Here is a 26531-nt window from a genome sequence, read left to right as displayed (position 1 = left end):
ATTCCTGCCAGGCTGAGTGGCATGACAACGACAGCAACCCGCTTCGACGGCCAGGTAGTCACGCCTGGCGACGCCGGCTACGACGCCGCCCGCACTGTCTGGAACGCCATGATCGACCGGCGTCCACGCATGATCGTCCGCGCGGCGGGCGTCGCCGACGTGGTCGCCGCCGTGCGGATGGCCCGCGAACTGGACCTCGAGATCGGCGTGCGCTGCGGCGGCCACAACGCCGCCGGCTTCGCCGTGCCTGACGGTGGTCTCATGATCGACCTGACGCCCATGGGCGGTGTGCGGGTCGACCCGGCCCGTCGCCGGGCCCGGGTGCAGGGCGGCGCGCTGCTCGGCGCGCTGGACCGGGCGTCCCAGCCGTACGGCCTGGCCACCACCGCCGGCAACGTCTCACACACCGGCGTCGGCGGGCTCACGCTCGGCGGCGGCATGGGCTGGCTGGCCCGCCAGTACGGCTTGGCCTGCGACAACGTCGTCTCTTACACGATGGTCGCCGCCGAGGGGGACGTCGTGACCGCGAGCCGTACCGAGAACCCCGACCTGTTCTGGGGCCTGCGGGGCGGGGGTGGCAACTTCGGCATCGTGACCGAGTTCGAGTTCCAGTTGCATCACACCGGCACGCGAACGCTGGTCGCCGAGTTCGACTTCCGCGCCGAGGACGCCGTCCCGGTCATTGAGGGCTGGCGCGACCTGAACGCCGTCGCGCCCCGGCAGGCGACGTTCACCGCCAGTGTCGGCAGCGCTTCCTCCGGCCCGATCGCCACGCTGGGGTTCGTGTGGGTCGGCGACCCGGCCGAGGGCCGCCGGCTGCTTCCCCCGATGCGGGCGCTCGGGCGTCCCGTTGCCTCCCGCGTCACCACACCGTCCTACCTCGAACTTCAGCAACGCGAGGACTCCATCGGCGGCCACGCATATCGCCGCTATTCCAAGGGGCACTACCTGCAGAGCTTTCCCACCGCGGCGATCGAGGCGTTCTTGCTGCGCGGCGGTACCGACCTGGGCGCGAGCCTGGACCTGCCGGGCGTCGGCCTGCAGGCGCACGGCGGCGCGATCGCCGATGTCCCGGAAGCAGACGCGGCGTTCAGCCACCGCGGCACGATGTTCGAGTTCGGTGCCGGCTCCCGCTGGACCGACCCGGCCGAGGACGACGCCAGGATGGGTGCCGCCCGCGCCGCCGGTGCCTCGCTTGAGCCGTACGCCAGCGGGATCTACGTCAACTCGTTGACGGCCGACGAACTGGCCGATGGGCAGCGCGGCGTGCGGCGGGCGTACTCGGCCGCAAAGCTGGCCCGGCTGACCGCGGTGAAGACCGCGTACGACCCGGCGAACGTGTTCCACCTGAACCAGAACATCCGTCCGGCACTGTGACGGGCCGCGTCAGGATCCCCGTACCTCCCGGATGGCCGCCGCCAGCAGCGCGACCCCCTCAGCGATGGCGCTCTCGCTGAGGATGGCGTAGCCGAAGATCAGGCCACCGGGCCCGGCGCCGGCGATCCGGAACGGCCCGACGCCCTGGATGCCGAGCCCGTGCCGGGCGGCTGCCGCCACCACCGCCGCCTCGTCGAGGTCGGGCGGAAGCCAGGCGACCACATGCTGCCCGGCGGCGATCCCGGCCGGTCGCAGATCCGGCAGATGGGTGCGCAGCGCGTCCAGCAGCGCGTCGCGGCGGCGCCGGTACACCGGACGCATCCGGCGCAGGTGACGGTCGAACTCGCCGCGGCCGAGAAAGTCGGCGAACGCCAGCTGGTCGATGACCGGCGAACCGCGATCGGCGAGCAGCTTTGCCGCGGCGACGTCGGCGACCAACTGGGGAGGCACTACCATCCAGCCGAGCCGCAACCCTGGCGCGAGCGTCTTGCTGGCCGTACCGCAGTAGACGACGTGATCGGGCGCCAGTCCCTGCATGGCGCCCACCGGAGACCGGTCGTAGCGGTACTCCGCGTCGTAGTCGTCCTCGACCACGATCGCGCCGCGGCGCCTCGCCCAGCGGATCACCTCGGCCCTCGCCGCCGCCGACAGCACCCCGCCGGTTGGCCACTGGTGCGACGGCGTGAGGACCAGCGCGTCGGCGTCGGCCAGGTCGAGGGCGTCGACCTGAACGCCGTCCGGACCCACCGGGATGCCGACCACGTCCAGTCCCGCGGCCCCGGCCAGCACCCGGGCATCGTCGTCGGACGACGGGTCCTCCAGGGCAATCCGCCTGGCGCCGCGCCGCGCGAGCACCTGGATCAGCAGCGAGATGGCCTGCCCGTAGCCGCTGCAGACGACCACGTGGCCAGGGACGGCCAGCGTGCCGCGTACCCGGTTGAGGTAGTCACACAGGGCTTGGTGCAGTTCCGGCACGCCGCGCCCGTCGAGGTAGGCGAACCGGTCGTTGGGTGTGGTGGTGAGCACGGTACGAACCGAGCGCAGCCAGGCGGCCCGCGGGAACTGCGACACGTCGGTGCGCCCGTACCCGAAGTCGACCCTGAAGCCGCCCCTGAAGCCGACGCTGCGGGCGGCCGGCTGCGCCATCGAAGCCGCCATCGAAGCCGCGGAGCCCGCGCCGGCGGCGACCGGCGGCATCGACGCGGCGACCTGGGTGTAACCGCCCGATCGGCTGGCAAGGTAGCCCTCGGCCACGAGCTGCTGGTAGGCCTCCACGACCACCCCGCGGGAAACCCCGAGCCCGGCCGCGAGGGTGCGAGTGGGTGGCAGCGACGCACCCGCCCGCAACCGACCGGCCCGGATGCCCGCGCGGATGGACGCCTCGATCTGCCGGTGCAGTGGCACCCCGGCGTCGCGGTCCAGTTCGATGAGCAAGTCCTCGGCCAGCCCTGAATTGGTCCTCAGCCGCCCCACAGGATCGGACCTTACCGGCGTGTACCAATTCCTGCCAAGCTGAGTGACCTGCTGGGTTCCTCGGTGGCGAACCATCCGGATGAGCTCCTGGCCGGCGGCGGGAAATACCGGCCGGATATGACCAGGACCCCAGAACGATCACATCCGCCCACCGGCTTACGCTGGTCAAGCCGCGCCAATGGCGCAGCGGGCGCACGACCTTTGTTGCCGGCCAGCCCGAGCCTCAGAAGGCCGGACGTAGCGGGCGAAGGAGGCTGAGAGTGTCGGTGTCGCCGTCTTCGCCGGCGTGTGCGTAGGCGCTGTGGCGGAGCTGGTGCAGTGTCCAGGGGCCACCGGGGAGGTCGGCGGTGGCCTGCTCGAAGAGTTCGGCGGCGGGGCGGCAGAACAGCCGGGCCTGGCCGCTGCTCGGGTCGATGTCAGCCGGCGGCAGTGGGACACGGGCGCGCCGGTTGCGCTGGTCGAGATCGTCGAGCGCCAGAACCTGCTCCGCGCGGGCCGCGCTCTCATAGAGCAGCCGAAAGAGCGTGCGGTCGCGCAGCGGCAGATCCTCACGGGTGAGCAGGGCCTCGATCTGGTCGCGGTCCAGATCCTTGGTGCGGTCCGGGGTGCGAGGGCGGGGCGGATGCGGCGCAACGGGTCGCCGGTGAGCCAGTCCTGGTCGCGCCCCCAGACGCAAGCGGAGCTGAGCGCGTCCTTGCGGGCATTGAAGGTGGCCGTGGCCGCCGTCCCCCAGCGGCTGGTGAACCAGTCCGCGAGGTGGTCGGCACCGGCCTCGCTCTCCAGTTCTGTCAACGGCGCGTTGACGCCGCCATGGGGACCTCCGGAGCGCTGATGACGAACGCAGCCCACTCCTCAGAGGTACAGTGCTGAGTACATACGCGTTTGGCAAGTGCCAAAGGCGTCCGAACAGCAGAAAGCCCCGTCGGCGTGCCCGGGCCGTGGGAGAAACGGGCGCCCCGGTGCCAGTCAATCTCTACCGCGGGACAAGACCGATCGGGCAAGGCGAGTCGATTTCGAACTAAGCCGAGTGAAGCTATGCCACCCAGCGTAGGCGAGCACTGACCCCAACGCGCGCGGAGAACTCCGAAAAGACCCCCGGCGGCCGCCTCAGCTTCCACATCTTCGCCGCCCTGGCCGAATTCATCCGCGAGCTCATCATCGCCGGCACTCGCGACGGCCTGGCCGCCGCCAAAGCATGCGGCCGCCCCACCGTCATCACGCCTGAGCTGCTGCGGGCGGCGTGCAGCAGCTTCCGCCCGCCCTTGCCAGAACGCTCATGCCCCCACTCCGCCCACTCCGTACCGAGGACGATCCGCCGGTCGATCCGCAGGCCCGCCGCCTCGATCGCAGCCTCGGCGTGTTCCGGGACCATGCTTGCTGCGACGCAGCCCATCGTCGGCAGCAGCCACCCGGCTTCATGCGGCTCCAGCCGCTCGGTGGCGAACATCTGGTAGATCAGCGCTCGGCCGCCGGGCTTGAGAACGCGGTGGAATTCTCTGTATGCCGCGTTCAGGTCGTCGACGTGGACAAGGACGTCCCGGCACCAGATCAAGTCGACCGTTTGGTTCTCGACCGGTAGCTCCTCCGCGGTTCCCGTTTCGAACGTCACCGAGTCGAGGAGTCCCGTAAACGACCGGGCTTGTTCCCTCGCCTCATGCATCGCGACGGCGATGTGGCGCGAGACCGGGTCCACGCCACGGACGCGCAGTTTGAACCGCTTGGCGAGCTCGATCGCGTGCCGCCCTTCACCGCACCCGACGTCCAACGCCGTCGCCCCATCCGGGAGAGCGAGTTCGGCCACGACGTCGAAAAGCAGATCTGGCCCCTGCGGATCCAGACTTTGGTCCAGAGCCTCGTTGAACCCTTCCTCTACCTGGACGAAGGCGTCGTAGCTCCGTGCAAGGAACGAGTCATCGACCATGATCGTCGAGCGTAGGCCAAATCCCGGCTCAGCCGCCTCCGGTTTTCCGTCCAAGCAGGCGCCATCCCAATGCTCCCCGAGTTCGGGAAACGATCAGTCCTCGCATGGGAAGCGATCTTCCGGGACCCTCAGTTCGGCCAGGTCACACACTCGTGAACACCCCCACCGGTGGCGCCGCACTCCCTCACCCCGGACGTGGGTAGCGGGCGACGTTGCCGACCCCGCCCTGTTCCTCGCGAGCCTGAGCGAGGTCCAGGTCGAGTTCGGTGACCTTGCGTTGCAAGGCGGATGTTGTGCGCCGTGCCCGCGCCAGTGCGGCCCGGACCTCAACCAGGTCTGGCTGTAGCCGGGCCCACCGAAACAGGTCGTGCGGGCCGCCGCGGTCAACGCCTGGTGCGGGCGCGTCGATCAGCCCGGCCTGCGCCAGCCTCCTCCTCCTCCTCGAACCGTCTCTGTGGGGATGGTCGTACGTGCCCGCTCGGATGAAGATGCGACGCGACCCGCCAGCCGCTAGAGTTCGCGATCAACGACTGTGCCGGTGCGCGTGCGAGGCTCTCCCGCACCTCATGCGCCAAGCCCGTCGGCCGGTGCCAGAGCGATGACCAGAGGACGTGGGTGGCCAGCCAGAGCAGAGGACGGCCGGGCTGGCTTCATGTCGGCGCGCTCGAAGAGCGCGTCCACAGGGCATGGGATCCCGGCACGTTCCCTCCTGCCGAAACCCTGCTGGCGATCATGACGTTGTCCGCGGTGCCGCGTGCCTTGGGCGCCCGGCTGGCCGCTCATCTGGACGGTGGGATCGTCGTGGGGCCCGGGGCCGTACCGGACTTACCGGGCTTCGAGCATTTGCGGGGCATCCCTCTGCCCGTCCAGCAGGGCGGGTGGGAGCGCAGTGCCGGCGTCTACGACCCGACGCGGCGCAGGATCGGGGTGGGCAGCGTACCGTCGCCGTCGGTGAGCGTGGCGGGCCACGAGGTAGGGCACGCAGCAGACGATATGGACGGCATGCCGTCCCACGCCCCGTTCTGGACGGCCCTGCATGCCGCGAGCGCGGAACGCCTCGCTCCGCCCTACCGGGAGGCCGTCACCGAGCTGTACGCCGAAGCCTTCGCCTGCGTGCTGGTCCGGCGGGCCCGGCGGCTCATTCAGCTGTTCGGCGACGAACACGCCGCCCAGCAGGCCTACACCTGGTTCGCGGGACGATATGGGCTCGGCTGAGCAGCACCCCTGCCGATAGCACGCCGGGCCGCTATGCTGGACAGGGAAGCGTGGCGGATGAGACGGAAGGGATGAAGCACATGACCGCGATCCTGCTGGCCGGCGGTGTCCTTCGTGTTCCGGCCTCCACCGTGCTGCCCGACGGTACCTGCATCGATGGCACCAGGGACATCACACCCGATGCCCCGGACTATCACGACTGGCTGCCGCACGCGATCGACGAGGAAGCCTCCTGGCACGGTGACCGTGATGATGAGGACATTTTGAGGCGCTGGCGAGCAGCAGACAGCGCCTGATCACGCATTGACACGTCGCCCTCCCCCGGTCGTTGTTGGGCTCTCGGCGCTCACGCGTCCACAAGCTCCGCCGATGCCCCAGCTGTCCGGAGACGCTCCGAGGAAACGACCGGCTCTACAAGCCACGGGAGGCTCGACGGCGCCTCCGCCCTGCTCGACGTGCTGGCGCTGCGGCGTGCGTTCTCCCACGGTGACCAGCGTCTTCTCAACGACGCCGCGATCCACGCCGAGCCCGTCGACATGACCATGAAGCTGGCCTACCTGGACGCGGGCCGGCCGTGGCGGTCGCCCATTCGCTCAGCGATGCCACTCGCGAGCTCCAGGAGGCCCTGGCCAGGTTAGCGCCCACGGGGAGCCGACAGGTGCGCACCGCGCTGCGCCGCCTGGTCATCCTGTCCAAGGACTACGCGGAGGATTTCGCACGGCCGCAGGAGAGCGGATACCTGACGCTGCCGCACATCGGATGATGGCAGCGGCTGAACGACTTCACGCCGCAGGACAGGCCGCTTGGCATCCCCTCCGACGACAGGTTCGCGGCCTTCCACATCGTGACGAGGCACCTCATAGCCTCGTGCGCCGCCCTGGCGGAAGTCCGAAGGGCCGCCATGGCCCTGGTGGCGGCGGCCATCGCGTGGTAGCCCTTGTACGCGCTGTCGGGGGTGCCGATGTCGGGGTGGGAGTCGATCCAGATGACGGCCAGGTCGTCGCCGTAGCGGCGGGCGAGTTCGGTGAACGGGGCCACGCTGACCGCGCACTCGCCACCGAGGGTGGTGATCCGTGCCGGGTCGTGGTCACGGATGGTCTCCAGTGCGTTCGCGAGCTGCTTGAGGATCACTGTTTTGGCTTCGACGCCGTCACGCTCTTCCAGGCCGTCGTCACTTAGGGTGACGGGGACGGCTGCGGTGGGGCCGTCGTGTGGCGGCAGAACCGCTTCGAGGACCTTGGTGCCGACCGTGTAGCCGCGGCGGGCGACGTCATGCGGGAACTCGGGGGCGAGCTCCTTGACGACGGCTGCGCCGGCACCCTGCCACTGGGGCCAGACCAGGCGCAGGTGGTCGCCTCTGCTGCGGGAGGTAGCGGCGTGGCTCATAGATTCCCTTTCACCGGCGGGTTACGTCACTCCGGGCGTGTCTTGCTGCCGGGCCGGGCAGCGGGTGAGGTGTTGTCGCGCCGGGTGGCATGAGGTGCGCTCCAGCTGGCCAGGAGGGCGAGAGCCTGCGCGGAGGTGGAGCCGGGTTCGGCGGTGTACACGCAGAGGGTCTGGCCAGGGTCGGAGGGGAAGGCCAACGTCTCGTGGCGCAGGGTGAGTTCGCCGACCACGGGGTGGTGGAAGTACTGCGTACTGTGAGAGCACTGGGCCACGCGATGGCTGTCCCACCAGGTGCTGAACTCCGGCACCTTGACGATCGCCTCACCGATCAGTTCGTTCAGCAGGGGGTCGTCGGGGTGGCGTCCCGAAACCAGGCGCAGGTTTGCCACGACGATCTCCGCGACCTCGTCCCAGTTCCGGTACAGATCGCGGGCCGCTGGGTCGAGGAGGACGAAGCGGGCGAAGTTGCGCTCGCGGTACGGCAGGGCGTCGAAGTCGGTGATCAGGGCCTTGGCCAGCTGATTGGCGGCCAGGACGTCCTGCCGGTGGTTGGTGATGAAGGCCGGCGTGACTCCGTTGAGGACGTCCAGCATCTGGTGGACCTCGGGCCGTGCCCGCTGCACTCGCTCAGGCCGGCGGCGCTGGGGACGCGCAGTACGGGGACGGGCGAGGTCGAAGAGGTGGTCGCGTTCGGCGTCGTCCAGACACAGGGCTCGAGCCACCGCGATGAGCACGGCTTCGGACACGTTGGGGTGTCTGCCCTGTTCGAGGCGGGTGTAGTAATCCGCGCTCACCCCGGCGAGGTGTGCGACCTCCTCCCGGCGCAGCCCTGGTACCCGGCGGGCTCCGCCGCCCGGGGCCACGCCCGCCTCGCTCGGGCTCAGGCGAGCCCGGCGGGTGCGGAGGAAGTCTCCCAGTTCAGCGTTCTGCTCCATCTCTCCAGTATCGGCTCAGGGCGGGGCAGCCGCCCGGGCCAGGGCGGTCCAGCTGGACCTAGGTTCGACTGGGCCTGTTTTGGCGACTGCCGAGCGCATACGGGGTGTGACGCTGGAGCGGAGGCCGGGACGAAGACGACCTGGCCTGATTCCAGGACAGTACACCTCTCAGGGCGTGCACCCCTGCCACCGGCTGGCCGGGTCGACGACGCCCCCATGGAGCACCGCCACCATGCCTTTCGTCATCTACGTCATCGGGTTCGGCGTCTTCGCCCAGGGCACCTCGGAGTTCATGCTCTCCGGGTTGCTGCCGTCCGTCGCCGGTGATCTGCATGTCTCGTTGTCCGAGGCGGGCCTGCTGGTCTCCGCCTTCGCCGTCGGGATGGTCGTCGGCGCACCGCTGCTGACCCTGGCCACCCTCAAGCTGCCCCGTCGTGCCGCGCTGATCGGCTTCCAGGTGATCTTCGTCGCCGGGCACGTGGCCGCGGCGCTCGTGCCGCACTTCGGGTTTCTGCTGGTCACGCGCGTGATCACAGCTACGGCGTACGCCGGTTTCTGGGCCCTTGCCTCCGTCGCCGCGGTCTCGCTCGTCACCGCTGGCCAGCGCGGGAAGGCGATGTCCGTGGTGGCCGGCGGACTCAGCGTCTCCATGATCGTCGGTGTGCCGGCCGGCACGCTGCTGGCCCAGCACACGGGATGGCAGGCGGTGTTCTGGGCGGTGGCCGCGATGACCGCGCTCTCGGTGGCCGCGCTGCTGCTCGCCCTGCCCGGCGGCCACGACACCGACGCACCGCCGCTGAAGCTGCGCACCGAGCTGCGGTCTTGGCCGTGCCCCGCCTGTGGGCCGCGTACGCCACCGCCGCGCTGACCATCGCCGCCACCATCGCGGTCTTCTCCTACCTCGGCGCCCTGCTGGAGGACGTCACCGGCGTCGCCGAGGGGCTCGTGCCGGTGATCCTCGGGCTGTACGGGGTGGGCGCGCAGGCCGGCATGACCGTGGGCGGCCGTACCGCCGATCGTGCACCGTTCGGCACCCTGCTGACCGGCATGGGCACGGTCGCGGTCGCGGCCTCCGGCATCGCGCTGACGGCGGACAGCGCGGCGGCTGTGGTCCCGCTGGCGATGCTGCTGGGCGCAGGCGGCATGCTCTGCACCCCGGCTGTCAACGCCCGGGTCTTCGGCATCCTCGGCGAGACCAGGACACTGGGCGGCGCGATCAACATCGCCGCCTTCAACGTCGGCATCGCCCTCGCTCCCTGGGCGTCGGGACTGATCATCGACGCGGGCCCTGGCCTGGCGGCCATCGGCTGGGTCGGCGCCGCCTTCGCCCTGGGGGCCGCCGCGGCCACGCTGCTGGACCGCCATCTCACCGGCCGCCACCAGCGCACGAAAAGCATCGTCGCCGCGACCGTCCCCGGTGCCGCCCAGGCGACCACCACCTACCGGTGAGCCGCACCCGACCAGTACAGCAAGCAGACAACCGACCGGAGGCACACCATGAAAGCGATCGTGACGCGACGATTCGGAAGCCTGCCCGAGATGGGAGTGGAGGAACGCCCGAAGCCGGTTCCTCGTGAGGGTTTCACGCTCGTCAGGATGCGTTCCGCGACGATCAACCAGCTCTCGAACACGATCCGGAAGGGCGACTTCGGCTTCCCGCAGGCGCCGCTCGTCCTGGGCAACGAGGGTTCGGGAACCGTCGAGGAGAGTGATCGTTTCCCGGCCGGCACCCGGGTGGCGATCTACGGCCACTCCGACCTCGGCGTGACCGTGGACGGGCTCTTCCAGGAGTGGGCGCTGGTCAGGGACGACCGGCTGCTGGAACTGCCCGGCACCCTCGACTGGGCTGAGGGATCAGCGCTGACGGTGAACTACCTGACCGCGTATCTGGCGCTCACGAAGTCCGCGGGGGTCCGGAGCGGGCAGTCGGCGCTGGTCTCCGGGGCCACCGGCGGAGTGGGTCACGCCGTGGTGCAGACGGCCAAGGCACTCGGCGCGCGACCGATCGCCCTGGTCTCGTCCCCGGAAAAGGCGCGCCGCGCTGCAGACGCCGGAGCCTCGGCGGTCATCGACTCGTCGTCGCAGAAGCTCGACGAAGCCATCGCCGACCTCACCGACGGCCAGGGCGTCGACCTCGCCCTCGACCCTGTCGGTGGCCCGCGCCTCGGCGAACTGGTCCACTCCGTCCGCCCCGGCGGCACGGTCGTGTCCTTGGGCTTCACCGGAGGCAGGCAGGCCCTGGTCGACGTAATGGACCTCCTCGCCGGGCGGGTCATCACCGGTTATGGCGTGCACGGCGACTCCGACGAGGAGATCGCCGAAGGCCTGGACGCCATCGGCCGACTCGCCGCCGACGGACAGCTGCGGCCCGTCATTGACAGCAGGTTCGATCTCGACGATTTCGAGGACGGCTATGCGCGTCTGGCCTCGCGGGAAGCCGTGGGCTCCATCGTCCTTGAACTCTGACCACACCCGAAGCACCACACACATAGGGACATCGACATGAGCACCATCGGCCTGATCGGCAGCGGACACATCGGCGGCACCGTCGCCCGCCTGGCAATAGCCGCCGGACACGACGTCGTCCTGAGCAACAGGCGAGGAGCGGACAGCCTGGCCGACCTGGTGGCGGAACTGGGCCCACGCGCCCGCGCGGCCACCCCCACCGAAGCCGCGACCGCAGGCGACATCGCCGTCGTGACCATCCCGCTGCACGCCTACCGCACGGTCCCGGTCGACCCGCTGCGCGGCAAGGTCGTCATCGACACCAACAACTACTACCCCCAGCGTGACGGCCGCATCGCCGAGCTCGACGACGAGACCACCACGACCAGCGAACTGCTCCAGGCCCACCTGCCCGAGTCGCACGTCGTCAAGGCGATGAACAACATCTTCTACGTCCACCTCGGCAACCTGAGCCGGCCCAGCGGCAACCCCGAGCGGTCGGTCCTGGCCATCGCCGGTGACTCGGACGATGCGAAGAAGACCGTCACCGGATTCCTCGACTCGATCGGCTACGACGCCCTGGACGCCGGCCCCCTCTCCGAAGGCTGGCGCTTCCAGCGCGACACGGCCGCCTACAGCGAGCCGTACTTCAGCCAGGGGCACAGCCTGGCCGCCCTCGCGCCGGGTGGCGACCCCGGTCGGGGACAGCCCGTCACCGCGGACGCCCTGCGCACCGCGCTGGCCGCGGCGAAGCGGTACCGCGACATGTGAGCCGCCGTGCGCCCACCCCGTTGAGCACAGCCCCGAACGGAATCACCGCCATGCCCCAGCCCATCGCCTTCATCGGCAGCGGCAACATCGGCCGCACCCTCGCCCGCCTCACCGTCGCCGGCGGCCTCGACGTCGTCGTGAGCAACTCGCGCGGACCGGAGACCCTCGCCGACCTCGTCGCCGAGCTTGGCGACCATGCCCGCGCCGCCACCCCGGCGGAGGCCGCCGAGGCCGCCGACCTCGTCGTGGTCTCCCTGCCGTTCCACGCCTACGACAAGCTCCCGGTCGACGCGCTGACGGGCATCGTCGACACGATGCACTACTTCCCCGAGCGGGACGGCCGTATCGACGACCTGGACGAGCGGCGGATCACCAGCAGCGAGCTGCTCCAGCGTCACCTGTCCGGCTCCCGTGTCGTCAAGGCGCTCGGCAACATGGACTCCGGCCGGCTGTACAGCTCGGCCCGCCCATCCGGTCACCCTTACCGCAGCGCCCTGCCCGTCACCGGCGACGACCCCACGGCCATGGCGGAGGTCGCGCGGTTCATGGACGCCATCGGCTACGACGCCGTCGACACCGGCTCGCTCGCCGACAGTTGGCGCCACGAGGCCGGAACCCCCGTCAACGTCCTCCCCTACATCTCGCTGCCGCCCAGGGGCATGACCCAGGAGCAGGCGCACGACTGGCTCTACAACGCCCCGGGTGCCGTCGTCAGTGCCGCCCGCGTCGGGGAACTGACCGGCCGGGCCACCCGCACCGGACGCGTCGGCCTCTTCCTGGAGGACTTCTTCCCAGCCGGCAACTGACCCGGTCCGCCCAGAACGTCGAGACAGAGGAGTACGTATGCGCAAGCCGCCGCTTCCGTCCGAGGCGGTCGACCTGCTATGCCGGCCCAACCCGTCCGTCATCAGCACGTTGCGCCCCGACGGAACGCCCGTATCCACCGCCACCTGATACCTGTGAGAGGACGACGGCCGAGTCCTGGTCAACACGAACCGGGGCCGTCGGCGTCTCGATCACATGCGCAACGATCCGCGCGTGACCCTCACCGTCCTCGCCGCGGACGACTGGTACACGCACGTCAGCCTCGTCGGCCGCACCACCGAGATGCGCGTGGACGAGGGTCTGGTCGACGAAGTGGGCCGACATCCTGGACCGGCACTTCCCGGCCGCCGACCGATAGCTCAGTCCTGGCGCCGGCGGCGGACACGCAAGGACACCTTCCCGCCCGGTGCGTGGCCGGCTACTAATGGTGTGTGAGGCATCTGTACTGGGACCTCGGAGAAACCGGGGCCGGCGCCTGCTTCGAGGTGGACTGGCGCGGCTCGACCGCCCGGGTCTGCCTCATGGACAGCGAGGAATACCAGGCGTACCTCGATGAGGAGGCCTACCAGTACCACGGCGGCTTCTACGACTACAGCCCCATCAGCCTGCAGGTGCCCTACGACGACTACTGGTACCTGATCGTCGACAGCTACGACCGGGTCAAGAACGTCACCGTCGCCCAGCTCTTCGACGACTGACCGGTGATCTGAGCGCGGCCTGGCGGGCGGCGGCCGGGACCGACCGGAGAGCCGCACGCCCGGCCGGCCGATCCACCGGGCCGCGCTCTTGACCTTTCATAAGAGCAATTCGGTCTCATGGCCTCCAGAGCGTTCGGGTAGGAGGGGTTCTCCACCATGACCCGGTCGCCGGGTTCGCACAGGAGCCCAATGACCAGTGTGAGTGCGTGCTGGGCACCGGAGGTCACCAGAATCTGCTCGGGTACGGTGGCCAGGCCTCGCCGGGTGAAACGCTCGGCGACGGCAGCGCGCAGTTCCGGCAGGCCGTAGGGATGGGAGCCGGGAGTATGCGCGTGCTCGGCCAGCTGCGGGGCGACGCGGTGAAGAGCGTCGCCGAGCAGCTGCTCCGGCAGCCCGGGTGCGGCCCTGGCCAGGTCGATCGCGGTATCCGGGGGCGGTAGGACCCGTGTGACGCCGCTGGGGACAGCGCCCTCAGGCAGGGTGGTCCAGGTCCCAGAGCCCCGGCGGCTGTGGGCGTAGCCGCTCTCGCGCAGCAGATCGTAGGCGGCGGTGATGGTTGGTCTGCTGATTTTCAGTGCGGCGGCCAGGTCCCTTTCGGCGGGGAGTCTCACGTGCAACGCGATCCGTCCGTCCAGGATCAGCGCGCTGATCGCATGGGCCGGGTGGCGGTAGGCGGGTCTGGTTTCCGCCGAGTCGGCAGCATGGCGGCGAGTTGTAGGCCCCTGAGCATCCGCTCAGCGCGGTCCACCCTGTCCACAGGCCGGAACGAAGGCGAGTCTCCCCATGCCACTATCCCGGGATTGGCCATGCTATTGAGGCCAATCAGTGTACAAAATGTCCGCCAATGGCATTGAGGCACGAGCACACTGGAGGGCGACTGGCATGGTTCAGGAGATCACGGATCGCGGTGAACGCGAACGTCAGCACGGCCATGAGGAACGCGCTGCACGTGCACGGCCAGCGACCCATGGCGACCGAGTGAAGATCGCGCTCATGGACGTCGGAATCGGACTGCTGGCGGCAGCCGCCGCAGTCCGCCGACTGCGACCCGACGCCGATCTCGTTCTCTCCTCGGATCCCGACGGCATGCCCTGGGGGGCGCGTACCCCGGAGGACATCACGGTCCGTGCCCTCGCCGTCGCCGAAGCCGCCGCCGCGCACCGCCCGGACGCGCTGATCGTCGCCTGCAACACCGCCTCCGTACACGCCTTGCCCGCCCTGCGGGCTCACCTGGAACCGGACGTGCCGGTCATCGGGACGGTCCCGGCGATCAAACCGGCCGCCGCGAGCGGCGGGCCGGTTGCCATCTGGGCCACTCCCGCCACCGTCAGCAGCCCCTACCAGCGCGGTCTCATCGGCAAGTTCGCAGATGGCGTGCGCGTCACCGAAGTGCCATGCCCCGGGTTGTCCAACGCGGTCCAGTACGCGGACGAGGCGGCCGTCGCGCTTGCGGTCGCCGCCGCGGCGGAGCGCACCCCAAATGATGTAAGGGCCGTTGTCCTGGGCTGCACCCACGAACTCGTGGCTGAGCACATCCGCGTGGCCGTGCAGCGGCCCGATCTGCCGCCGCTCGTGCTGCATGGCTCGGCGGGCGCGGTCGCCGCCCACGCGCTGCGCCGCATCGGCGTGCTGCCCGCACCGGAGGCGTCTGCCGAGGGCGTCCTGACCGTGATCCTCAGCGGGCGGGAGGCGGCGCTTCCAGCCGCAGCGCTGGCGTACGACGAAGGCCGACTGTTGCAGACCGTCAGCGCCACACCAGGGGGCCGTCTGTGAACGGTGACGCGTGGCATCCCCGTGCCCGCGCTCTGAAACGTCGCGCCGCAGCTGCACAGTTACCGAAACCGAGTACGCGCTCCGCCACGCCTGAGCTACATTTCCCTCGGTGAGCATCCGCTGAGACGTCTTCCCCAGCTGTTCATCGGCCTCGCCCTGTACGGATTCAGCCTTTCAGCGATGGTGCGGGCCTCGCTGGGTGCCAACCCCTGGAGCGTTTTGTACGAAGGGCTGGAGCGCCACACTTCCCTGAGTTTCGGCACAATCAGCGCTGTCCTTGGGGCTCTCGTGCTCCTGCTGTGGGTTCCCCCCAAGCAGACACCGACGTTCGGCACTGTCGCCAACATCATCGTCCTGGCGTACTCATCGGATCTCGGCCTCTTGCTCATCCCCCAGCACCTCGGCTTCCCGGCCCGGGTCGGCCTGCTGGTCGAGGGTGTCCTCCTCAATGGATTTTCCGTCGCCGTCTACGTCGGCGCACGCTTCGGACCTGGTCCCCGGGACGGGCTGATGACCGGTACGTCCGCCGCAACCGGGCGCTCCATCCGGCTCATCCGCACCCTGATCGAGATCACCGTACTCACCATAGGCTGGCTGCTCGGAGGGAGTGTGGGGATCGGTACCATACTGTACGCATTCACGGTCGGCCCGACTACTCAGCTCTTCCTGCCCTGGTTCGCCTACCGCGGTCGCGACGAGCCCCGGACGTCCGCCGACTGAATACGGGCGATGGCATTCCTTGTCCATCGGTGTGTGCCTGCTCATGTCCGTGCGATGCCCAGGCCCAGGGTGAGGTCAGGGACGTGATCAAAGTCTCCGGCAAGGTGGTCCAGAGGCGCCAGTTCTACCCTCTCCGCGTGAGCGCGGGCGGCCCCCTCACATGTGGTGATGGGCGCCGGCTCGATCGACTCGAAGCGTTCCTCGACGGATATCACCAGCACGCACGACGCCACAGCGGGCCAGGCCTGGGCTGAACGCGACACAGACCTGATCCCTTGATCAGCTCTAACGGCAGGCTGTCTGGACGGCTTTCGCCTCGTCCAAGGCGCCTTCCTGATAGGCGAACTGGCCGCCATGACCATGGTCTTCTGGAACACGCCGGCCGCGTTGTCCCCTGTGGACGACGCGGATGCCGGCGCGACGTATGTGCACGTCGCCTCAGGTTGTCAGTGCAGCGGGCCATAATTCGCCAAGCCAGGATGATCACCAACAAGGCGAAGGCGTTGACATGGCACAGTTGCTGCGCAGGCTCGACGACGAACTCTACGTCGAGTACAACACGTTCGGGCTGGACGGCACCGACTTGCCGGAGTGGGGCTCTCCCACCGATGAGATCTATCACTTCGTCGCGGCCGTGCGCCTGGAGTCCTGGGACGCCGAGCCGGGGGCCGCGGACGCCTCGTGGACGCCGGTTAGTTCTTCGACGTTCATCGCGGAGAGCGGTGTGGTCGCGATCGTGACCATGATGGACGGCAGGGGGCATGACTTCCTGATCGGGCCGCCGCATTTCGAGTACGGCGTGGAGATGTACCTGCGTGAACCCGAGCCAGGCGACGGGCATGCCACAGGCGAGTGCGAGGAGGCGTGGCTGCTGAGGTTCTGGCCGATCCGGGATGTCTTCGACCCGATTACGCACGCGGCGCCGTTCTCCTACATTGCGCGCGGAGTTCTGTACTACTCGATCGACCTCGAGCCCGAGCAACTCGTGCAACCTCCGGCGCGGCGGGAGGTGCCGGTGCCGGTCTCGACGGTGGCGGACTGGGCGTCGCTGCGCGCGGACCCGGACCTGGACACCTTCGACGGCTGGCTGCGCAAGTTGCGCCGCAAGGCGGAGGACAGGGGCGTCACCGTTCACGAGTTGCTGCGCGCGGCCGGGGCCGACATCGAGGATGGCGTGGACCTCACCCCGGCCTCCTGCTCCCCGCCGCAGACGCGTGCGGGGCGGTTCAAGGATCCGCTGATCGACCGCTACTACGCCGAGCAGGCGCGGCGGGGCTCGTTGTCCGGGCACGACCTGGGCGAGGATCGGCTGCGCGAGTACGCCGACGGCGAGCGCATCGCCAAGGAGTTGTGCCGCGGCGGCACGCGGACGTTCTCGGTGCCCGTCGAGGGCCGTGGCGCCCTCTATGTATCGGCGGGAGTCAGCCGCCGTGTGTGGCGGTGGGAAGACGACATGCTCGGCGGCGAGCTCATGGACGAGGGGCTGACGGTGGATCGGCAGATTCTGGCCAGGAATCCGTGGACCAGGCAAATCCTCGTCTCCGGCATCGTGACGGTCCTGCGCCGAGACCACGACAGGCTCGGCTGCGGCGACACCGTCTGGTATGTCGTGCGCGACGCCGAGCCGCACGAGGCCGCCAGGGTCTTGTGCGCGGAGGCCACCTGGGAGGAGGACCAGGATCAGCGCCAGGCCTTGGACGAGGTGGCCAGGGAGAAGCTGATCGAACTGCGGGCCACCTACAGGAGCCGCGAGAGGTGAGGGTGTGCGGCCAGGTCGGAGGTACACCTGACTGACGGGAACCAGTTCCCGCTTCCGCTGCGCGCTCTATCAGGGCATCAGGCTCCCATGTCGTCGTCGATCTTCACTAAGGTGCTGTCAAAAGCGCGTCCAGGACTGTCGTCTCACACGGATCTCGGACGCCCTCTGTCCGCTCCGGAGAGGCCACACCGCCGCAGGACGAGGCCGACTTCTTCGGTCGGCACCAGACCTATGACCGCTGTTATTCCGCCACGTATCGGGTGGACTGGCTGGTCACCGCTCTGTACGGATTGCGGAGAGGGGACGGGGAAGGCCGCTACAAGCGGGTGCGCGCCTACGCGGAGGGCGAGCGCCCCACAGGAATCCCGGAGGAGGCCGCAGCGATCATCGCTCGGCACGCGCCGGTCGCCGCCGTGATGTCCGACTTCTACCGCACGTTCCAGCGCCGGAGCAGACGGGTCCCCTACCCTCTGGAGGAGATTCACTAGCTTGCGGGATATAGGCCTTCGACACTTACCCGCATGGGAGCGCAGGATGGCGATAATCCCGCTCATTCCTGACGCGCTGCCGCCACTGGCCGTTCGGTTGCGGCTCCCGCATCCAGCTGCAAGGAGCAGGGCATTGAAACCTTGCCGCAGCCGATCTTCGATCCCAGGCCGGTGCCGGGTCGGACCGTCGGGCTGATTGATGTCGAGTATCACCTCTACAAGATCTATCCGAAGGTAGGCGTTGGCACCCGTACTGAACTGGCGTCCCCAGTAGTTCTACAGAAGGCACCGGTAGCAGGACAGGACATGCTTTGAACATGCCTGAGAACAACATCTGGAGCGAAGAGTTCGGCGCCGCTACGGACGCGCCGATCCTGCTGATCATGGGTTCGATGTCGCAGGGCGTCCTGTGGCCGGACGCGTTCGTCGGCATGCTGACGGCCGGTGGCCGGCGCGTGATCCGATACGACCACCGCGACACCGGCCGCTCGGACACCATCGACTTCGACAAGGAGCCTTATACATGGGACGACATCAAGAACGACGTACTGCGGGTGATGGACGCGCATGGCCTGGACAGCGCTCATCTGGTCTGCCACTCGGCGGGCGGGCTGCTCGGCCAGCTGATCGCGGTGGAGCGGCCGGAGCGGGTGCGCACACTCACCGTCATCGGCTCTTCGCCGCTCGGCGGCGCTGAGGGCGCGGTGATCATGCGGGCGTTGATGGGCGAGCCGCAGCCCGAAGGCAGCCTGCCGCCGCCAGCGCCGGAGTTCGTCGAGTTCTTCCGTGCTCTGATCACGAGCCCGCCGCCCGCCGGGCGGCGCGAGCAGATCGACCTCATGATTACCGAGCAGCGCGTCCTGCACGGGACGGGGTTGCCCTTCGACGAGGACGCCGCCCGCCTGCTGCAAGAACACATCTACGACCGGGCCCGCGACCTGTCCGCCGTGGCCAATCACCGCCGGGCTGCAGCGGCGAACCCGGACTTCGAGCCGGTGGGTGTCCTGGACCAGATCAAGGCGCCGACCCTGGCCATCGAGGGCACCTGCGAGCCCGCCAAACCCGGTCACAGCGCGCTCATCGCGGAGCGGATCCCAGGGGCGCGGCTGATGATGGTGGAGGGGATGGGGCACACGCTGCCGGTGGAGGTGCACGAGGAACTGGCGACGGCGATCCTCGCGCATACGGCGACATGATCGCCCTGCCCACGGCCTGGGCGCCGCCCCTGAGCGGGGCGGCGCCGGGCTTCAAAGAATGACCGGACGTTTGGCCGAAATAATGACAAAAGGACTGTAATTTATGCAGGTGATCTCCTACCGCCCTACCGTCCCCGCCGACCTCCACCGCGTGACCGCGTGGAGCGTGACCGAGCCCGTCGGCTGGATCCCCGCCGACCGTTACCTCGCAGATCTGGCCGAGAACATGTACCGGCCGGAATGGACGTGGATCGCCGAGGTTGACGACCAGGTCGTGGGACGGGCGCTGTGGTGGGGGCCGAAGGACAGCGCGCACCCGGTCGCGCTCGACTGCCTAGACGTGGATTCCGCCATGGGCGACCGCGCCGCCATCGCCGCCGAGCTGATCAGGGCCGCGCTGACCGGATTCCCGCAGTCGGTGCAGTACGCGATCAAGGCAGCCGGTGGCTGGCGCGACGATCCGGCCACCTCGATGGCCGTGGAGTGGCGGCGGGCGGCAGCACACGCGGCGGGCCTCACCCGAGAAGTGGAGCGGCTGCAATTCGAGTGGACACCCGCCGACGGGGTGCCCCCGGCGACCGGCGTGCTGCGGTTCGCCGAGGCGTCCGACGAGGAGTTCCTGGCGGTGTTCACGAGAATCGCCGACGGCAGCCTCGACGCCCAGACCCGTGCGAACCTGGCGGCCAAGGGCGTGGACGCGACCGCGCGCGAAGAGATGGACTTCTATCTCAGGGCGCCGGGCAAGCGGGAGTGGTGGCGGATCGCCTATACGCAGGAGGGCGAGGTGGCGGGCATGGCGATCCCCTCGGCGACGCCGTACAACGTGAACGTCGGGTATCTCGGGGTGGTCCCGGAGTTCCGGGGGCGCGGCTACGTGGACGAGGTGCTCGCCGAGATCACCCGCATCCACGCGGCCAACGGAGAGCTACGCATCACCGCCACCACCGACGTGGGCAACGCGCCGATGGCGGCCGCGTTCGGGCGCGCCGGATACCGCAACACGGAGATCCGGATTAACCTGTCCAACGACCTCCGGCCCTGAGGGCTGCTACCCAGATCAGGTGCCAAGCCAGATCACTGGGGCCGCCAGGGTGACCGGGGTCGAGGGACCGGCGGACAGCTGTTGGCGGTAGGGTCGGGAGCTGGCGCGGTGGCGATCATGGTGGACGGTAGGGCCTGGGGCCTGTCTTCCGCCGGTTTCCCGGTCGGCTGTGCTCTCCCCAGTGACCGTGGTCGCGATCGTTCCGTTTCCAGCTCCCGCCGCATCGAACCGTGCATGCCGTTCTCCAGCACACGGCTCACCGACGCCGTTCACCGCCGGTATTCAGCTTCTCCCGCCAGGGCTTGCCCGCCCTGGGCGAGACGACGATTCCAGACAGCTTGATCAGGCCGCACTGGGCGATTGGAGCGGGCGCTGACGGCGACCAAGTGCTCGGGTCGTTCGAGATAGTTGGCGTACTCCTCGCGCTTGGCGGCGTCCCAGGTAGAGGCTCCGGAGTCCCAGGCTTCTGCCAGGGGCACGAGGTGGTCGACGTCCAATTTAGACGCTTTGTCCAATACGGTGTCGTCAAAGTAGCTGTACCAGACCCCGCCGCTCAAGGCGCAGTTCGGCCCGACTTTGGCGCGTCGATGGCCTCGGAAATGAGGACCTCGTATCGGGCTGAGCAACCGTCCCCATCGGCATCGGTCCAGTGCTTGAAGCTGGTGCGCTTGTAGCCTGCGCGGTTTTCGCCCGCCAGGGGTAGATCGGCGATGGCCTGCTGCAGCCGGGGCGGCGGGTCCCCTCAGCGGCGAGCGGGATGATCCGGTCCACCTGCTCGAAGCCGGACTCATCACCCGCCGCCGGAAGCGAAACGGCCCTCTGCGGCGGCCGGACGCTGATGCTGTACTTCGCGCCGCCCAGCACTGACCGGATCACGCGACCACATCGCCGCAGGCCTGGCTCGGCGCAATCCTCACGCCCTCCTTGGGACACCGCATCCCCGAGGAGGGCGTGTGGGCCGCCGACAGCGGCATCTTAGGCAGCTTGTGCCTCGGTGGCGAGGCGTACATGCGCTGGCTGGAGAAGCACGCCCCATACGCCGACCGGTGGCTGTTCGCGACGGTACCCGGCTTCCCTTTACGCCTTGCCTCCGTTTTCAGGGGGTAGAAGCCGGAACTGGAGACCTCAAGGACTCGGCGCAGCCGCATGATGCCGAAGACGACGCGGCGGTCGTCGACGGTCTCGGGAGGTGTTGGCGTTGGGTGGCTATCCCTGCCACAGATAACGTGTATCTGGTGTCTCACCACGGACACCGTTATATAGGCCAAGGCCCAGCCCCGTCATCCAGACCCTTCCGCCAATGGGCACGGTCGGGCCGAAACAGGCCCGTTCTGCCTTGGCCGCAAAGACCGTCACGCTGCAAAAACCGTTGGATACCCAGCTCGATCCTTCTGCGCTCCCAAAAACACTGCCGTTGATTGGGCCCGCGTTCGAGGTACTGAAGTTCTTGACCACAAGTGCGGACTGCGCCGCATGCGAGCCCCTTACGAAGCAGACCTTAATCGAAATGTAGCGATTGGACGGATGCGTGCCGGTCGGCCCACAGGTCCCCCGCGCATCCATTGTGAACGGTTGCCAGAGGGTGTCTGAAAAGGGTCAGGGTGAGCGGCCGCTGTGGCGGTGTAGCAGGATCATGCTCATCGCGAGGTAGATGACATTCTCGGAGGTCGCTGTCAGGTATTCGTAGTCTTTGGCCAGGCGGCGATACTTGCCCAGCCAGGCGAAGGTGCGCTCGACCACCCACCGGCGGGGCACGAGGGCGAACCGCGGGATCTGTCGCGGCGGGGTGTCTTCGCTGGCCCAGGTGGAGCGGAATCCGCCGTCACGCCGGACCACGATCTAGGGTCACGCCGAACAGCTCCAGGATCCAGCCGATGAAGTCCTGCCCGCGATAGCCCTGATCAGCCCAGACATGCTTCAGCCGCCGCAGGATCTCGCCAGCGCGGGAAAGGAGCACGACCGCGCCGTCACGATCGTTGACGCTCGCCGGGCTGACGCAGGCAGTGAGCACGGTACCGAGCGTGTCGACCAGCAGGTGCCGTTTGACCCCTGGGACCTTCTTACCGCCGTCGTAGCCGTGCAGGCCGCCGCGGTCGGTGGCCCGGACGCTCTGGCTGTCGATGATGCCGGCGCTGGGGGTGGGGTCACGGCCTCCACCGATGCGATCGCCTTCGCGTAAGCGTGCCAGGATCTGTTCCCAGCGGCCCTCGATCCGCCAGATGCGCCAGTAGTGGTAGACCGTCTGCCACGGCGGCAGGTCGTGGGGCAGCAGCCGCCAGGCACAGCCTGCCCGCACCCAGTACGCCAGCGCATTCACGATCTCCCGGCGCTCATGGACGGCAGGCCGGCCACCTGGCTTGGGGGCGGGAATCAGCGGAGCGAGCAGTTCCCATTCAGCATCGGATAGATCTGTGGGGTACGGACGCCGAGGGACCATCGCACGCCTCCAGGGTCACGCCCCCGACACCCTTCAGCGTGACTCGCCCGACCCTTTTCAGACACCCTCCACACAGGTTGAATTCGTAGGGTCGGTCATGGGTTTGCCGGGGTATCGAGGGTGAGCCCGGTCTGGGCCAGGCAGCCGGTGAGCAGATGGGGCCGGTACTGGATCTTCTTCAGTTTGCGTTTGACGATCCTGACGAGTCCAGGCAGGTCGGCGACGGCGAAGTTGGCCAGGGCCCGGCGGAGCAGGGACCAGACGCCCTCGACGGGATTCAGTTCGGGAGCGTAGGCGGGTAACTGCACGATGCGCAGCCAGTCGGCGTGCTCGGCGGCGAACTCGGCGAGCTGGCCGGCCAGATGCACGTTCAGGTTGTCCCAGCACCACACCAGTGGTGCGCCCAGGTGCTGGTGGGTGGCCACGATCAGGTCCCGGTAGTCGATCCAGGAGAAGGACTTGGGCTCGCCCTTGCGGCCGCGGTAGATGTGCAGGCGGTAGAACAGGTGCGGGCGTTCGCCGTCCCGGTAGGCCACAACGCCGGCCATGTTGACCCGGCCGGAGCCCTTGCCGCGTACTGTCACCACCGGACGGGCGCCGACCGGTGCCCAGGTGCGTCCCTTCGGTGGTCTCAGTCCCTGCCCGGCTTCGTCTTCGAAGCAGAGGTAGGCGCCCAGGTCCGCCGCGGTGCTTTTACCACCGGCCACACCTGCTCCTTCCAGGCGGCGATGGCCTCCTCGTCCCGGTCCAGGGCCCGCCGCACCGGGACCTGGACCGACCAGCCGTGGCGATGCAGCAGTTTGCCCACGCCCTCGAGGGTGTAGCCGATGTGGAACAGCCGGCCGGTCAGCGTCTTGACCCGGGCCAGCGTCCAGCACTGGTTCTCGTCGTATCCCCAGGCCAGCGGCCCGCGCCGTAACTCGGCCTCCAGCCGTTGCCACTGCCGGGCCGACAGCTTCTCCTTCGAAACCGGCCCCTTGGAGCGCAGGGCCTGCGTGCCGCCCTCGCGCCAGGCCTTGCGCCAGCGGGTCACCGACCGCTCGTGCACCCGTAACCGTGCGGCGACCGTCTTGGTCGATTCACCGGCCTCGAACCACTCGGCCGCTTGCAGCCGTACACGCTCCCGCCGTTCCTGCTCGGCAGGCGTGTACCCACTCCTTTGCCCGTACCGCATACCACGGTCGTATCGCACCGAGCGCTATCCGTCACGGCCTGAAGACTCTACGCATTCAACCTGTGCATCTGTCCGAGGCGACTGCATTCGCGGGGCTGGAGGCGAGCAGGCAGCTGCTGACAAGCGCGGCGATCAGTGCTGTTCGACCGAGCGGGCGTGGGTTCATGATGATCTCCTCTCGGTTAGATTGTGATCATGGAACTTAATTTCGGTCAAGACCCAAACCGTCGCCTCGGAACGAAAGATGTGGAGAAGGTCGATTACGGCTCTGGATGAATCTGATGGAGTCGGCTTTGGGTGCAGCTCTTCCGCAGTGGGCCGGTCTCGCCGCCGAGTCCGACGAGGACCAGCCGCGCGGGTCGGCTCCGTGTGGGCCGCCGCCGGCGGTTACGACTGCGGCGCAGAATACGGCTGAAGGCAGCCAAGCTGGGCCGCTCGCGGGGTGGGCTGACCAGCAAGGTCCACCTGTCCGCCGACCGGCGATGCCGTCCGCTGTCCTTCGTGCTCACCCCAGGCCAGGCCGGCGACAGCCCGCAGTTTCGGGCCGTGCTGAACCGCGTCAAGGTCCGCCTGCCTGTCGGCCGCCCGCGCACCCGCCCACGCGCGGTGGCCGCTGACAAGGCCTACTCCTCTCGCGGCAATCGCGCCTACCTGCGCCGACGCGGCATCAAGGCGGTCATCCCGGAGAAGAGCGACCAGGCGGCGCACCGCAAGAAGCGCGGCTCCTGCGGCGGCCGCCCGATCAGCCATGATCCAGATCTCTACAAGCAGCGCAACACGGCGGAACGCTGCATTAATCGGATCAAGGAGTGGCGTGGACTGGCCTTCCGCTTCGACAAGACTCCCGACAGCTACCTCGCCGGCCTTCACCTACGCGGAGCCATCTTGTGGATCCGAAGCCTCCAGCCCCTCTGAAGGTACGAGCTACATGCAGGGCCCTAGCCGCGCAGTAGGCCAGCATGTTGACCGAAAACAGTCAGCGATGGTCTTCACGGTGCTGGCTATGAACCATGTCGCCGGTCATGGGTGGTAATGCTGAGAGAGCGTGGTGATCTCCGTGCCGTCCGAGGGGTCGACGGAGATGGTCTTGAAGGAGCGGAAATGCGGGTCGAGACCGCCACGTTCCAAGTTCAGCTCGGGCGTGGCGCGCAGCAGCTTGATGAACGCCGCGACGCTGTAGCGCGCAGGCACGGGGCCATTGCTCATGTTCATGAGGATGACCGTGGCTCGCCGGGCCAGCCGGTAGGTCTTGGCGGGGCCGGAGACTGGCTCGTAGTAGCCGTCGTCGGCGACCCTAGGGCCGCAGACCAGGGTGGAGGGTCTGGCCTTCAGCACCACACGATCGCCATCGACACTGATGCCGCTGATGGTCAGCACGTCGCGGACGGGTACGCGGTGTTCGCCGCGACGATCGCAGATCTTGGGGCGCGGACGGGGCCCGATATCGGTGGTCGCCGTCGGCTTGGGAAGGTTGGCCGGAGGTGAGAGGGAGGAGGACGCTGGGACGGGCTGCTGCGGCAGCGCGGCCGGGGCAGTCGCGCGACTCTGCGGTGCGACGGTCTGGGTGATGGCAGGCTGTGGCTCGGCTGTCTGGGCCGAACAACCGAGCGCGGCCAGCACAGCGCCCGACAGCGCGATCACGCGTAGTGAGCTCATGGTGAACCCCCGGATCCCGGCGATGTTGATCGTGGGGAGTACGACGACGCATCCCGCCAGAAAGTTCACGCGACACTCTCGTACGCCCGTCGTCGGCCGCCTTTTTACTGCGACAAGACTTCCGGCAGCTACCTCGCCGGCCTTCGTCTACGCGGAGCCATCTTGTGGATCCGATGCCTCCAAGCTCCTCTGAAGATCCGAACTCCATACAGCCCTTAGAACAGGGCGTACCCCTGTGCGTTGAGGTCGATCTCGATGTTCAGGATCTCCGGGTCGTTGGCGTGAGCCGCCTCGATCCAGTCCTGGTGGAGGCGGCGCGTGTTTTCAAGCGCGTCGTGGAATCCCGCGCCGTGGTTGAGCCCGCCGCACACGCATTCGCATTCGGCCTCGTGGGCGTCGTAGCAGCGGGCGTCACACCGTTGTGTCCGCCCGCCGGGCCGGATGACGGCGAGGAGCAATCGTTATCTGGGGTTGTTGGCCTCTTCTTGCAGTTCAGAGCGATATGATCTTGTTTGCCATGTAAGGCATGTCGGCTGATCTTCTCGGTACCCAGATATTGGCCGAGGTGGCGGAGGTCGGCGAGGTGGTCGAGGTGGGCGTGGAGGGCCTCGGCACCCTGCGCATCCACGTCGTCGCCAGGCCCGTGCCGATCCCCGAGGAGTACGGCGTCCAGCCCAGCATCTCGGATGAGGTGATCTCCACGGCGTCCGGCGGCGACTGGGAGACTCGTGGCATCAGGCCGCCGCTTCGCCGGTGAGAGCCTCGTCCGCCGCGTGATAATGCGGTCATGCCGCGAGGATCGTGGGCCTTTCTCTTCATCGTCTCCTTCGTGCTCGTGGGCGCCGTCGCCTGGTGGATGGCTGGCGACGGCCTGGAGGTCAACGACGCTCGCGCGAGCGTGCTCAGCTTCGTCGTGGGCCTGTGCACGCTGCTGCTGGCCCTGGCGGGTGTGCTGCGGCGCTGGCAGGGCCGCCGCCGCGACGACAGCCTCTCGGGACCCCGCCCGACCGACCCGGTCACGCACGCGGGCTACCTGAAGCAGACGATCCTGGCCGCCGCGGTCGCCGGGGACGACGCCCTGAGCAGGCCGCAGCTCCTGCCACTGTCGTGGACGAGCGCGGCGCCGGAACTCGGCGACGGTGTGCTGTCAATCCCCTCAAAGCGTGGAGACGGTCCTATGCCACAGCGGCCCTCAGCAGGACCGTTGATGCTTGCCGCTTCTCGATCATCTGACGCTCGA

At 68.6% G+C, this 26531-nt stretch carries 30 protein-coding genes and 4 pseudogenes; 21 read left to right on the top strand and 13 right to left on the bottom strand.

What is annotated here, in order from left to right; genetic code table 11:
- Positions 1 to 21 precede the first annotated feature (21 nt).
- Positions 22 to 1377, top strand: a complete 1356-nt coding sequence (locus ACIBI9_RS61045) for an FAD-binding oxidoreductase (protein ID WP_397237188.1) — start codon at positions 22 to 24, stop codon at positions 1375 to 1377.
- Positions 1378 to 1386: 9 nt separating this feature from the next.
- Here ACIBI9_RS61045 and ACIBI9_RS61040 read toward each other — a convergent pair whose 3' ends face one another.
- Both ACIBI9_RS61040 and ACIBI9_RS61035 read right to left on the bottom strand, forming a co-directional pair.
- A complete protein-coding gene (locus ACIBI9_RS61040) occupies positions 1387 to 2850 on the bottom strand; it encodes a PLP-dependent aminotransferase family protein (protein WP_397237186.1) in 1464 nt (487 codons plus the stop codon).
- 223 nt (positions 2851 to 3073) lie between these two features.
- The gene (locus ACIBI9_RS61035; protein WP_397237184.1) at positions 3074 to 3526 is read right to left on the bottom strand and encodes a hypothetical protein; all 453 of its coding nucleotides are present in this window, start codon (positions 3524 to 3526) and stop codon (positions 3074 to 3076) included.
- A 382-nt stretch (positions 3527 to 3908) separates the two neighbouring features.
- On the opposite strand from ACIBI9_RS61035, the gene ACIBI9_RS61030 reads away from it, so the two are divergent.
- The gene (locus tag ACIBI9_RS61030; RefSeq protein WP_397237298.1) at positions 3909 to 4304 is read left to right on the top strand and encodes a recombinase family protein; all 396 of its coding nucleotides are present in this window, start codon (positions 3909 to 3911) and stop codon (positions 4302 to 4304) included.
- Here the strand turns inward: ACIBI9_RS61030 and ACIBI9_RS61025 are convergent.
- A pseudogene (locus ACIBI9_RS61025) lies at positions 4187 to 4771 on the bottom strand (class I SAM-dependent methyltransferase); the annotation flags it as partial. The gene ACIBI9_RS61030 and the pseudogene ACIBI9_RS61025 overlap by 118 nt on opposite strands.
- A 615-nt stretch (positions 4772 to 5386) precedes the next feature.
- On the opposite strand from ACIBI9_RS61025, the gene ACIBI9_RS61020 reads away from it, so the two are divergent.
- On the top strand, positions 5387 to 5986 hold the full coding sequence (locus ACIBI9_RS61020; protein ID WP_397237182.1) for a hypothetical protein: 600 nt from the start codon (positions 5387 to 5389) through the stop codon (positions 5984 to 5986).
- A gap of 80 nt (positions 5987 to 6066) precedes the next feature.
- The gene (locus tag ACIBI9_RS61015; protein ID WP_397237180.1) at positions 6067 to 6282 is read left to right on the top strand and encodes a hypothetical protein; all 216 of its coding nucleotides are present in this window, start codon (positions 6067 to 6069) and stop codon (positions 6280 to 6282) included.
- Between the two features lie 403 nt (positions 6283 to 6685).
- Here the strand turns inward: ACIBI9_RS61015 and ACIBI9_RS61010 are convergent, their stop codons facing one another.
- Together ACIBI9_RS61010 and ACIBI9_RS61005 are read right to left on the bottom strand one after the other, a co-directional pair.
- Complete coding sequence (locus ACIBI9_RS61010) at positions 6686 to 7372, bottom strand: arginase family protein (RefSeq protein WP_397237178.1); 687 nt, start codon at positions 7370 to 7372, stop codon at positions 6686 to 6688.
- Between the two features lie 26 nt (positions 7373 to 7398).
- The gene (locus ACIBI9_RS61005) at positions 7399 to 8307 is read right to left on the bottom strand and encodes a helix-turn-helix transcriptional regulator (protein WP_397237176.1); all 909 of its coding nucleotides are present in this window, start codon (positions 8305 to 8307) and stop codon (positions 7399 to 7401) included.
- Between the two features lie 232 nt (positions 8308 to 8539).
- Here ACIBI9_RS61005 and ACIBI9_RS61000 point away from each other — a divergent pair, with 232 nt between their 5' ends.
- From ACIBI9_RS61000 to ACIBI9_RS60970, 7 genes and pseudogenes are all read left to right on the top strand, one after another.
- Positions 8540 to 9175, top strand: coding sequence for an MFS transporter (locus ACIBI9_RS61000; RefSeq protein WP_397237174.1), 636 nt, complete (start codon positions 8540 to 8542; stop codon positions 9173 to 9175).
- Entirely contained in the window at positions 9136 to 9756 is a 621-nt protein-coding gene (locus tag ACIBI9_RS60995) for a hypothetical protein (protein ID WP_397237172.1), read from the top strand. Before ACIBI9_RS61000 ends, ACIBI9_RS60995 begins: the two co-directional genes overlap by 40 nt.
- 48 nt (positions 9757 to 9804) lie before the next feature.
- The gene (locus ACIBI9_RS60990) at positions 9805 to 10773 is read left to right on the top strand and encodes a zinc-binding alcohol dehydrogenase family protein (protein WP_397237170.1); all 969 of its coding nucleotides are present in this window, start codon (positions 9805 to 9807) and stop codon (positions 10771 to 10773) included.
- A gap of 21 nt (positions 10774 to 10794) precedes the next feature.
- A pseudogene (locus tag ACIBI9_RS60985) lies at positions 10795 to 11523 on the top strand (NADPH-dependent F420 reductase); the annotation flags it as partial.
- A gap of 50 nt (positions 11524 to 11573) precedes the next feature.
- A complete protein-coding gene (locus tag ACIBI9_RS60980; protein ID WP_397237168.1) occupies positions 11574 to 12329 on the top strand; it encodes an NADPH-dependent F420 reductase in 756 nt (251 codons plus the stop codon).
- Between the two features lie 175 nt (positions 12330 to 12504).
- Positions 12505 to 12783: a hypothetical protein gene (locus ACIBI9_RS60975; RefSeq protein ID WP_397237296.1), complete on the top strand. Its 279-nt coding sequence runs from the start codon at positions 12505 to 12507 to the stop codon at positions 12781 to 12783.
- Positions 12780 to 13046: a DUF1883 domain-containing protein gene (locus ACIBI9_RS60970; RefSeq protein ID WP_397237166.1), complete on the top strand. Its 267-nt coding sequence runs from the start codon at positions 12780 to 12782 to the stop codon at positions 13044 to 13046. The genes ACIBI9_RS60975 and ACIBI9_RS60970 overlap by 4 nt, the downstream gene beginning before the upstream one ends.
- Here the strand turns inward: ACIBI9_RS60970 and ACIBI9_RS60965 are convergent.
- Entirely contained in the window at positions 12998 to 13339 is a 342-nt protein-coding gene (locus tag ACIBI9_RS60965) for an aminotransferase class I/II-fold pyridoxal phosphate-dependent enzyme (RefSeq protein WP_397237294.1), read from the bottom strand. The genes ACIBI9_RS60970 and ACIBI9_RS60965 overlap by 49 nt on opposite strands.
- On the opposite strand from ACIBI9_RS60965, the gene ACIBI9_RS60960 reads away from it, so the two are divergent.
- Complete coding sequence (locus ACIBI9_RS60960; protein WP_397237300.1) at positions 13253 to 13486, top strand: hypothetical protein; 234 nt, start codon at positions 13253 to 13255, stop codon at positions 13484 to 13486. The two genes, ACIBI9_RS60965 and ACIBI9_RS60960, sit on opposite strands and share 87 nt — an antisense overlap.
- A gap of 60 nt (positions 13487 to 13546) precedes the next feature.
- Here the strand turns inward: ACIBI9_RS60960 and ACIBI9_RS60955 are convergent.
- Positions 13547 to 13696 (bottom strand): annotated as a pseudogene (locus tag ACIBI9_RS60955) (GntR family transcriptional regulator); the annotation flags it as partial.
- Positions 13697 to 14024: 328 nt separating this feature from the next.
- On the opposite strand from ACIBI9_RS60955, the gene ACIBI9_RS60950 reads away from it, so the two are divergent.
- From ACIBI9_RS60950 to ACIBI9_RS60925, 6 genes are all read left to right on the top strand, one after another.
- Complete coding sequence (locus ACIBI9_RS60950; RefSeq protein ID WP_397237292.1) at positions 14025 to 14819, top strand: glutamate racemase; 795 nt, start codon at positions 14025 to 14027, stop codon at positions 14817 to 14819.
- A gap of 180 nt (positions 14820 to 14999) precedes the next feature.
- Positions 15000 to 15539, top strand: coding sequence for a YitT family protein (locus tag ACIBI9_RS60945; protein ID WP_397237164.1), 540 nt, complete (start codon positions 15000 to 15002; stop codon positions 15537 to 15539).
- A gap of 508 nt (positions 15540 to 16047) precedes the next feature.
- Positions 16048 to 17298 carry a hypothetical protein gene (locus ACIBI9_RS60940; RefSeq protein ID WP_397237162.1) on the top strand — a complete coding sequence of 417 codons (1251 nt, stop codon included), beginning with the start codon at positions 16048 to 16050 and terminating at the stop codon, positions 17296 to 17298.
- Between the two features lie 260 nt (positions 17299 to 17558).
- Positions 17559 to 17786 carry a hypothetical protein gene (locus ACIBI9_RS60935; RefSeq protein ID WP_397237160.1) on the top strand — a complete coding sequence of 76 codons (228 nt, stop codon included), beginning with the start codon at positions 17559 to 17561 and terminating at the stop codon, positions 17784 to 17786.
- Positions 17787 to 18103: 317 nt separating this feature from the next.
- A complete protein-coding gene (locus ACIBI9_RS60930; protein ID WP_397237158.1) occupies positions 18104 to 18982 on the top strand; it encodes an alpha/beta fold hydrolase in 879 nt (292 codons plus the stop codon).
- A gap of 103 nt (positions 18983 to 19085) precedes the next feature.
- Positions 19086 to 20024, top strand: a complete 939-nt coding sequence (locus tag ACIBI9_RS60925) for a GNAT family N-acetyltransferase (RefSeq protein ID WP_397237156.1) — start codon at positions 19086 to 19088, stop codon at positions 20022 to 20024.
- 872 nt (positions 20025 to 20896) lie between these two features.
- Here the strand turns inward: ACIBI9_RS60925 and ACIBI9_RS60920 are convergent.
- The 4 genes from ACIBI9_RS60920 to ACIBI9_RS60905 all read right to left on the bottom strand — a co-directional run bounded on the left by ACIBI9_RS60920 (position 20897) and on the right by ACIBI9_RS60905 (position 23635).
- Positions 20897 to 21271, bottom strand: a complete 375-nt coding sequence (locus ACIBI9_RS60920; RefSeq protein ID WP_397237154.1) for a hypothetical protein — start codon at positions 21269 to 21271, stop codon at positions 20897 to 20899.
- Positions 21272 to 21620: 349 nt separating this feature from the next.
- Positions 21621 to 22461 (bottom strand): IS5 family transposase gene (locus ACIBI9_RS60915; RefSeq protein ID WP_397237152.1). Its coding sequence is split into 2 segments (ribosomal slippage): positions 21621 to 21860 and positions 21862 to 22461, totalling 840 coding nucleotides; the frame shifts between segments, so codons are not numbered across the junction.
- Positions 22462 to 22556: 95 nt separating this feature from the next.
- Positions 22557 to 23168 carry a transposase gene (locus ACIBI9_RS60910; protein ID WP_397237150.1) on the bottom strand — a complete coding sequence of 204 codons (612 nt, stop codon included), beginning with the start codon at positions 23166 to 23168 and terminating at the stop codon, positions 22557 to 22559.
- Positions 23093 to 23635 (bottom strand): winged helix-turn-helix domain-containing protein, encoded by a 543-nt coding sequence (locus ACIBI9_RS60905; protein ID WP_397237148.1) that lies wholly within the window; start codon positions 23633 to 23635, stop codon positions 23093 to 23095. Before ACIBI9_RS60905 ends, ACIBI9_RS60910 begins: the two co-directional genes overlap by 76 nt.
- Before the next feature lie 378 nt (positions 23636 to 24013).
- Between ACIBI9_RS60905 and ACIBI9_RS60900 the strand changes: the two are divergent.
- Positions 24014 to 24550: pseudogene (locus tag ACIBI9_RS60900) on the top strand (IS5 family transposase); the annotation flags it as partial.
- A gap of 105 nt (positions 24551 to 24655) precedes the next feature.
- Here the strand turns inward: ACIBI9_RS60900 and ACIBI9_RS60895 are convergent.
- On the bottom strand, positions 24656 to 25360 hold the full coding sequence (locus tag ACIBI9_RS60895) for a hypothetical protein (protein ID WP_397237146.1): 705 nt from the start codon (positions 25358 to 25360) through the stop codon (positions 24656 to 24658).
- A 146-nt stretch (positions 25361 to 25506) separates the two neighbouring features.
- Positions 25507 to 25749, bottom strand: coding sequence for a hypothetical protein (locus ACIBI9_RS60890; RefSeq protein WP_397237144.1), 243 nt, complete (start codon positions 25747 to 25749; stop codon positions 25507 to 25509).
- A 68-nt stretch (positions 25750 to 25817) separates the two neighbouring features.
- On the opposite strand from ACIBI9_RS60890, the gene ACIBI9_RS60885 reads away from it, so the two are divergent.
- Both ACIBI9_RS60885 and ACIBI9_RS60880 read left to right on the top strand, forming a co-directional pair.
- Complete coding sequence (locus ACIBI9_RS60885; protein ID WP_397237142.1) at positions 25818 to 26048, top strand: hypothetical protein; 231 nt, start codon at positions 25818 to 25820, stop codon at positions 26046 to 26048.
- Between the two features lie 30 nt (positions 26049 to 26078).
- Positions 26079 to 26531, top strand: a 453-nt coding sequence (locus ACIBI9_RS60880; RefSeq protein WP_397237140.1) for a hypothetical protein, incomplete at its 3' end; no start/stop codon positions are given.

This window comes from Nonomuraea sp. NPDC050451 (assembly GCF_044458585.1).
Note: the sequence above shows the minus strand (reverse complement) of the source record. Positions and strands in the feature narration are given on the sequence as shown.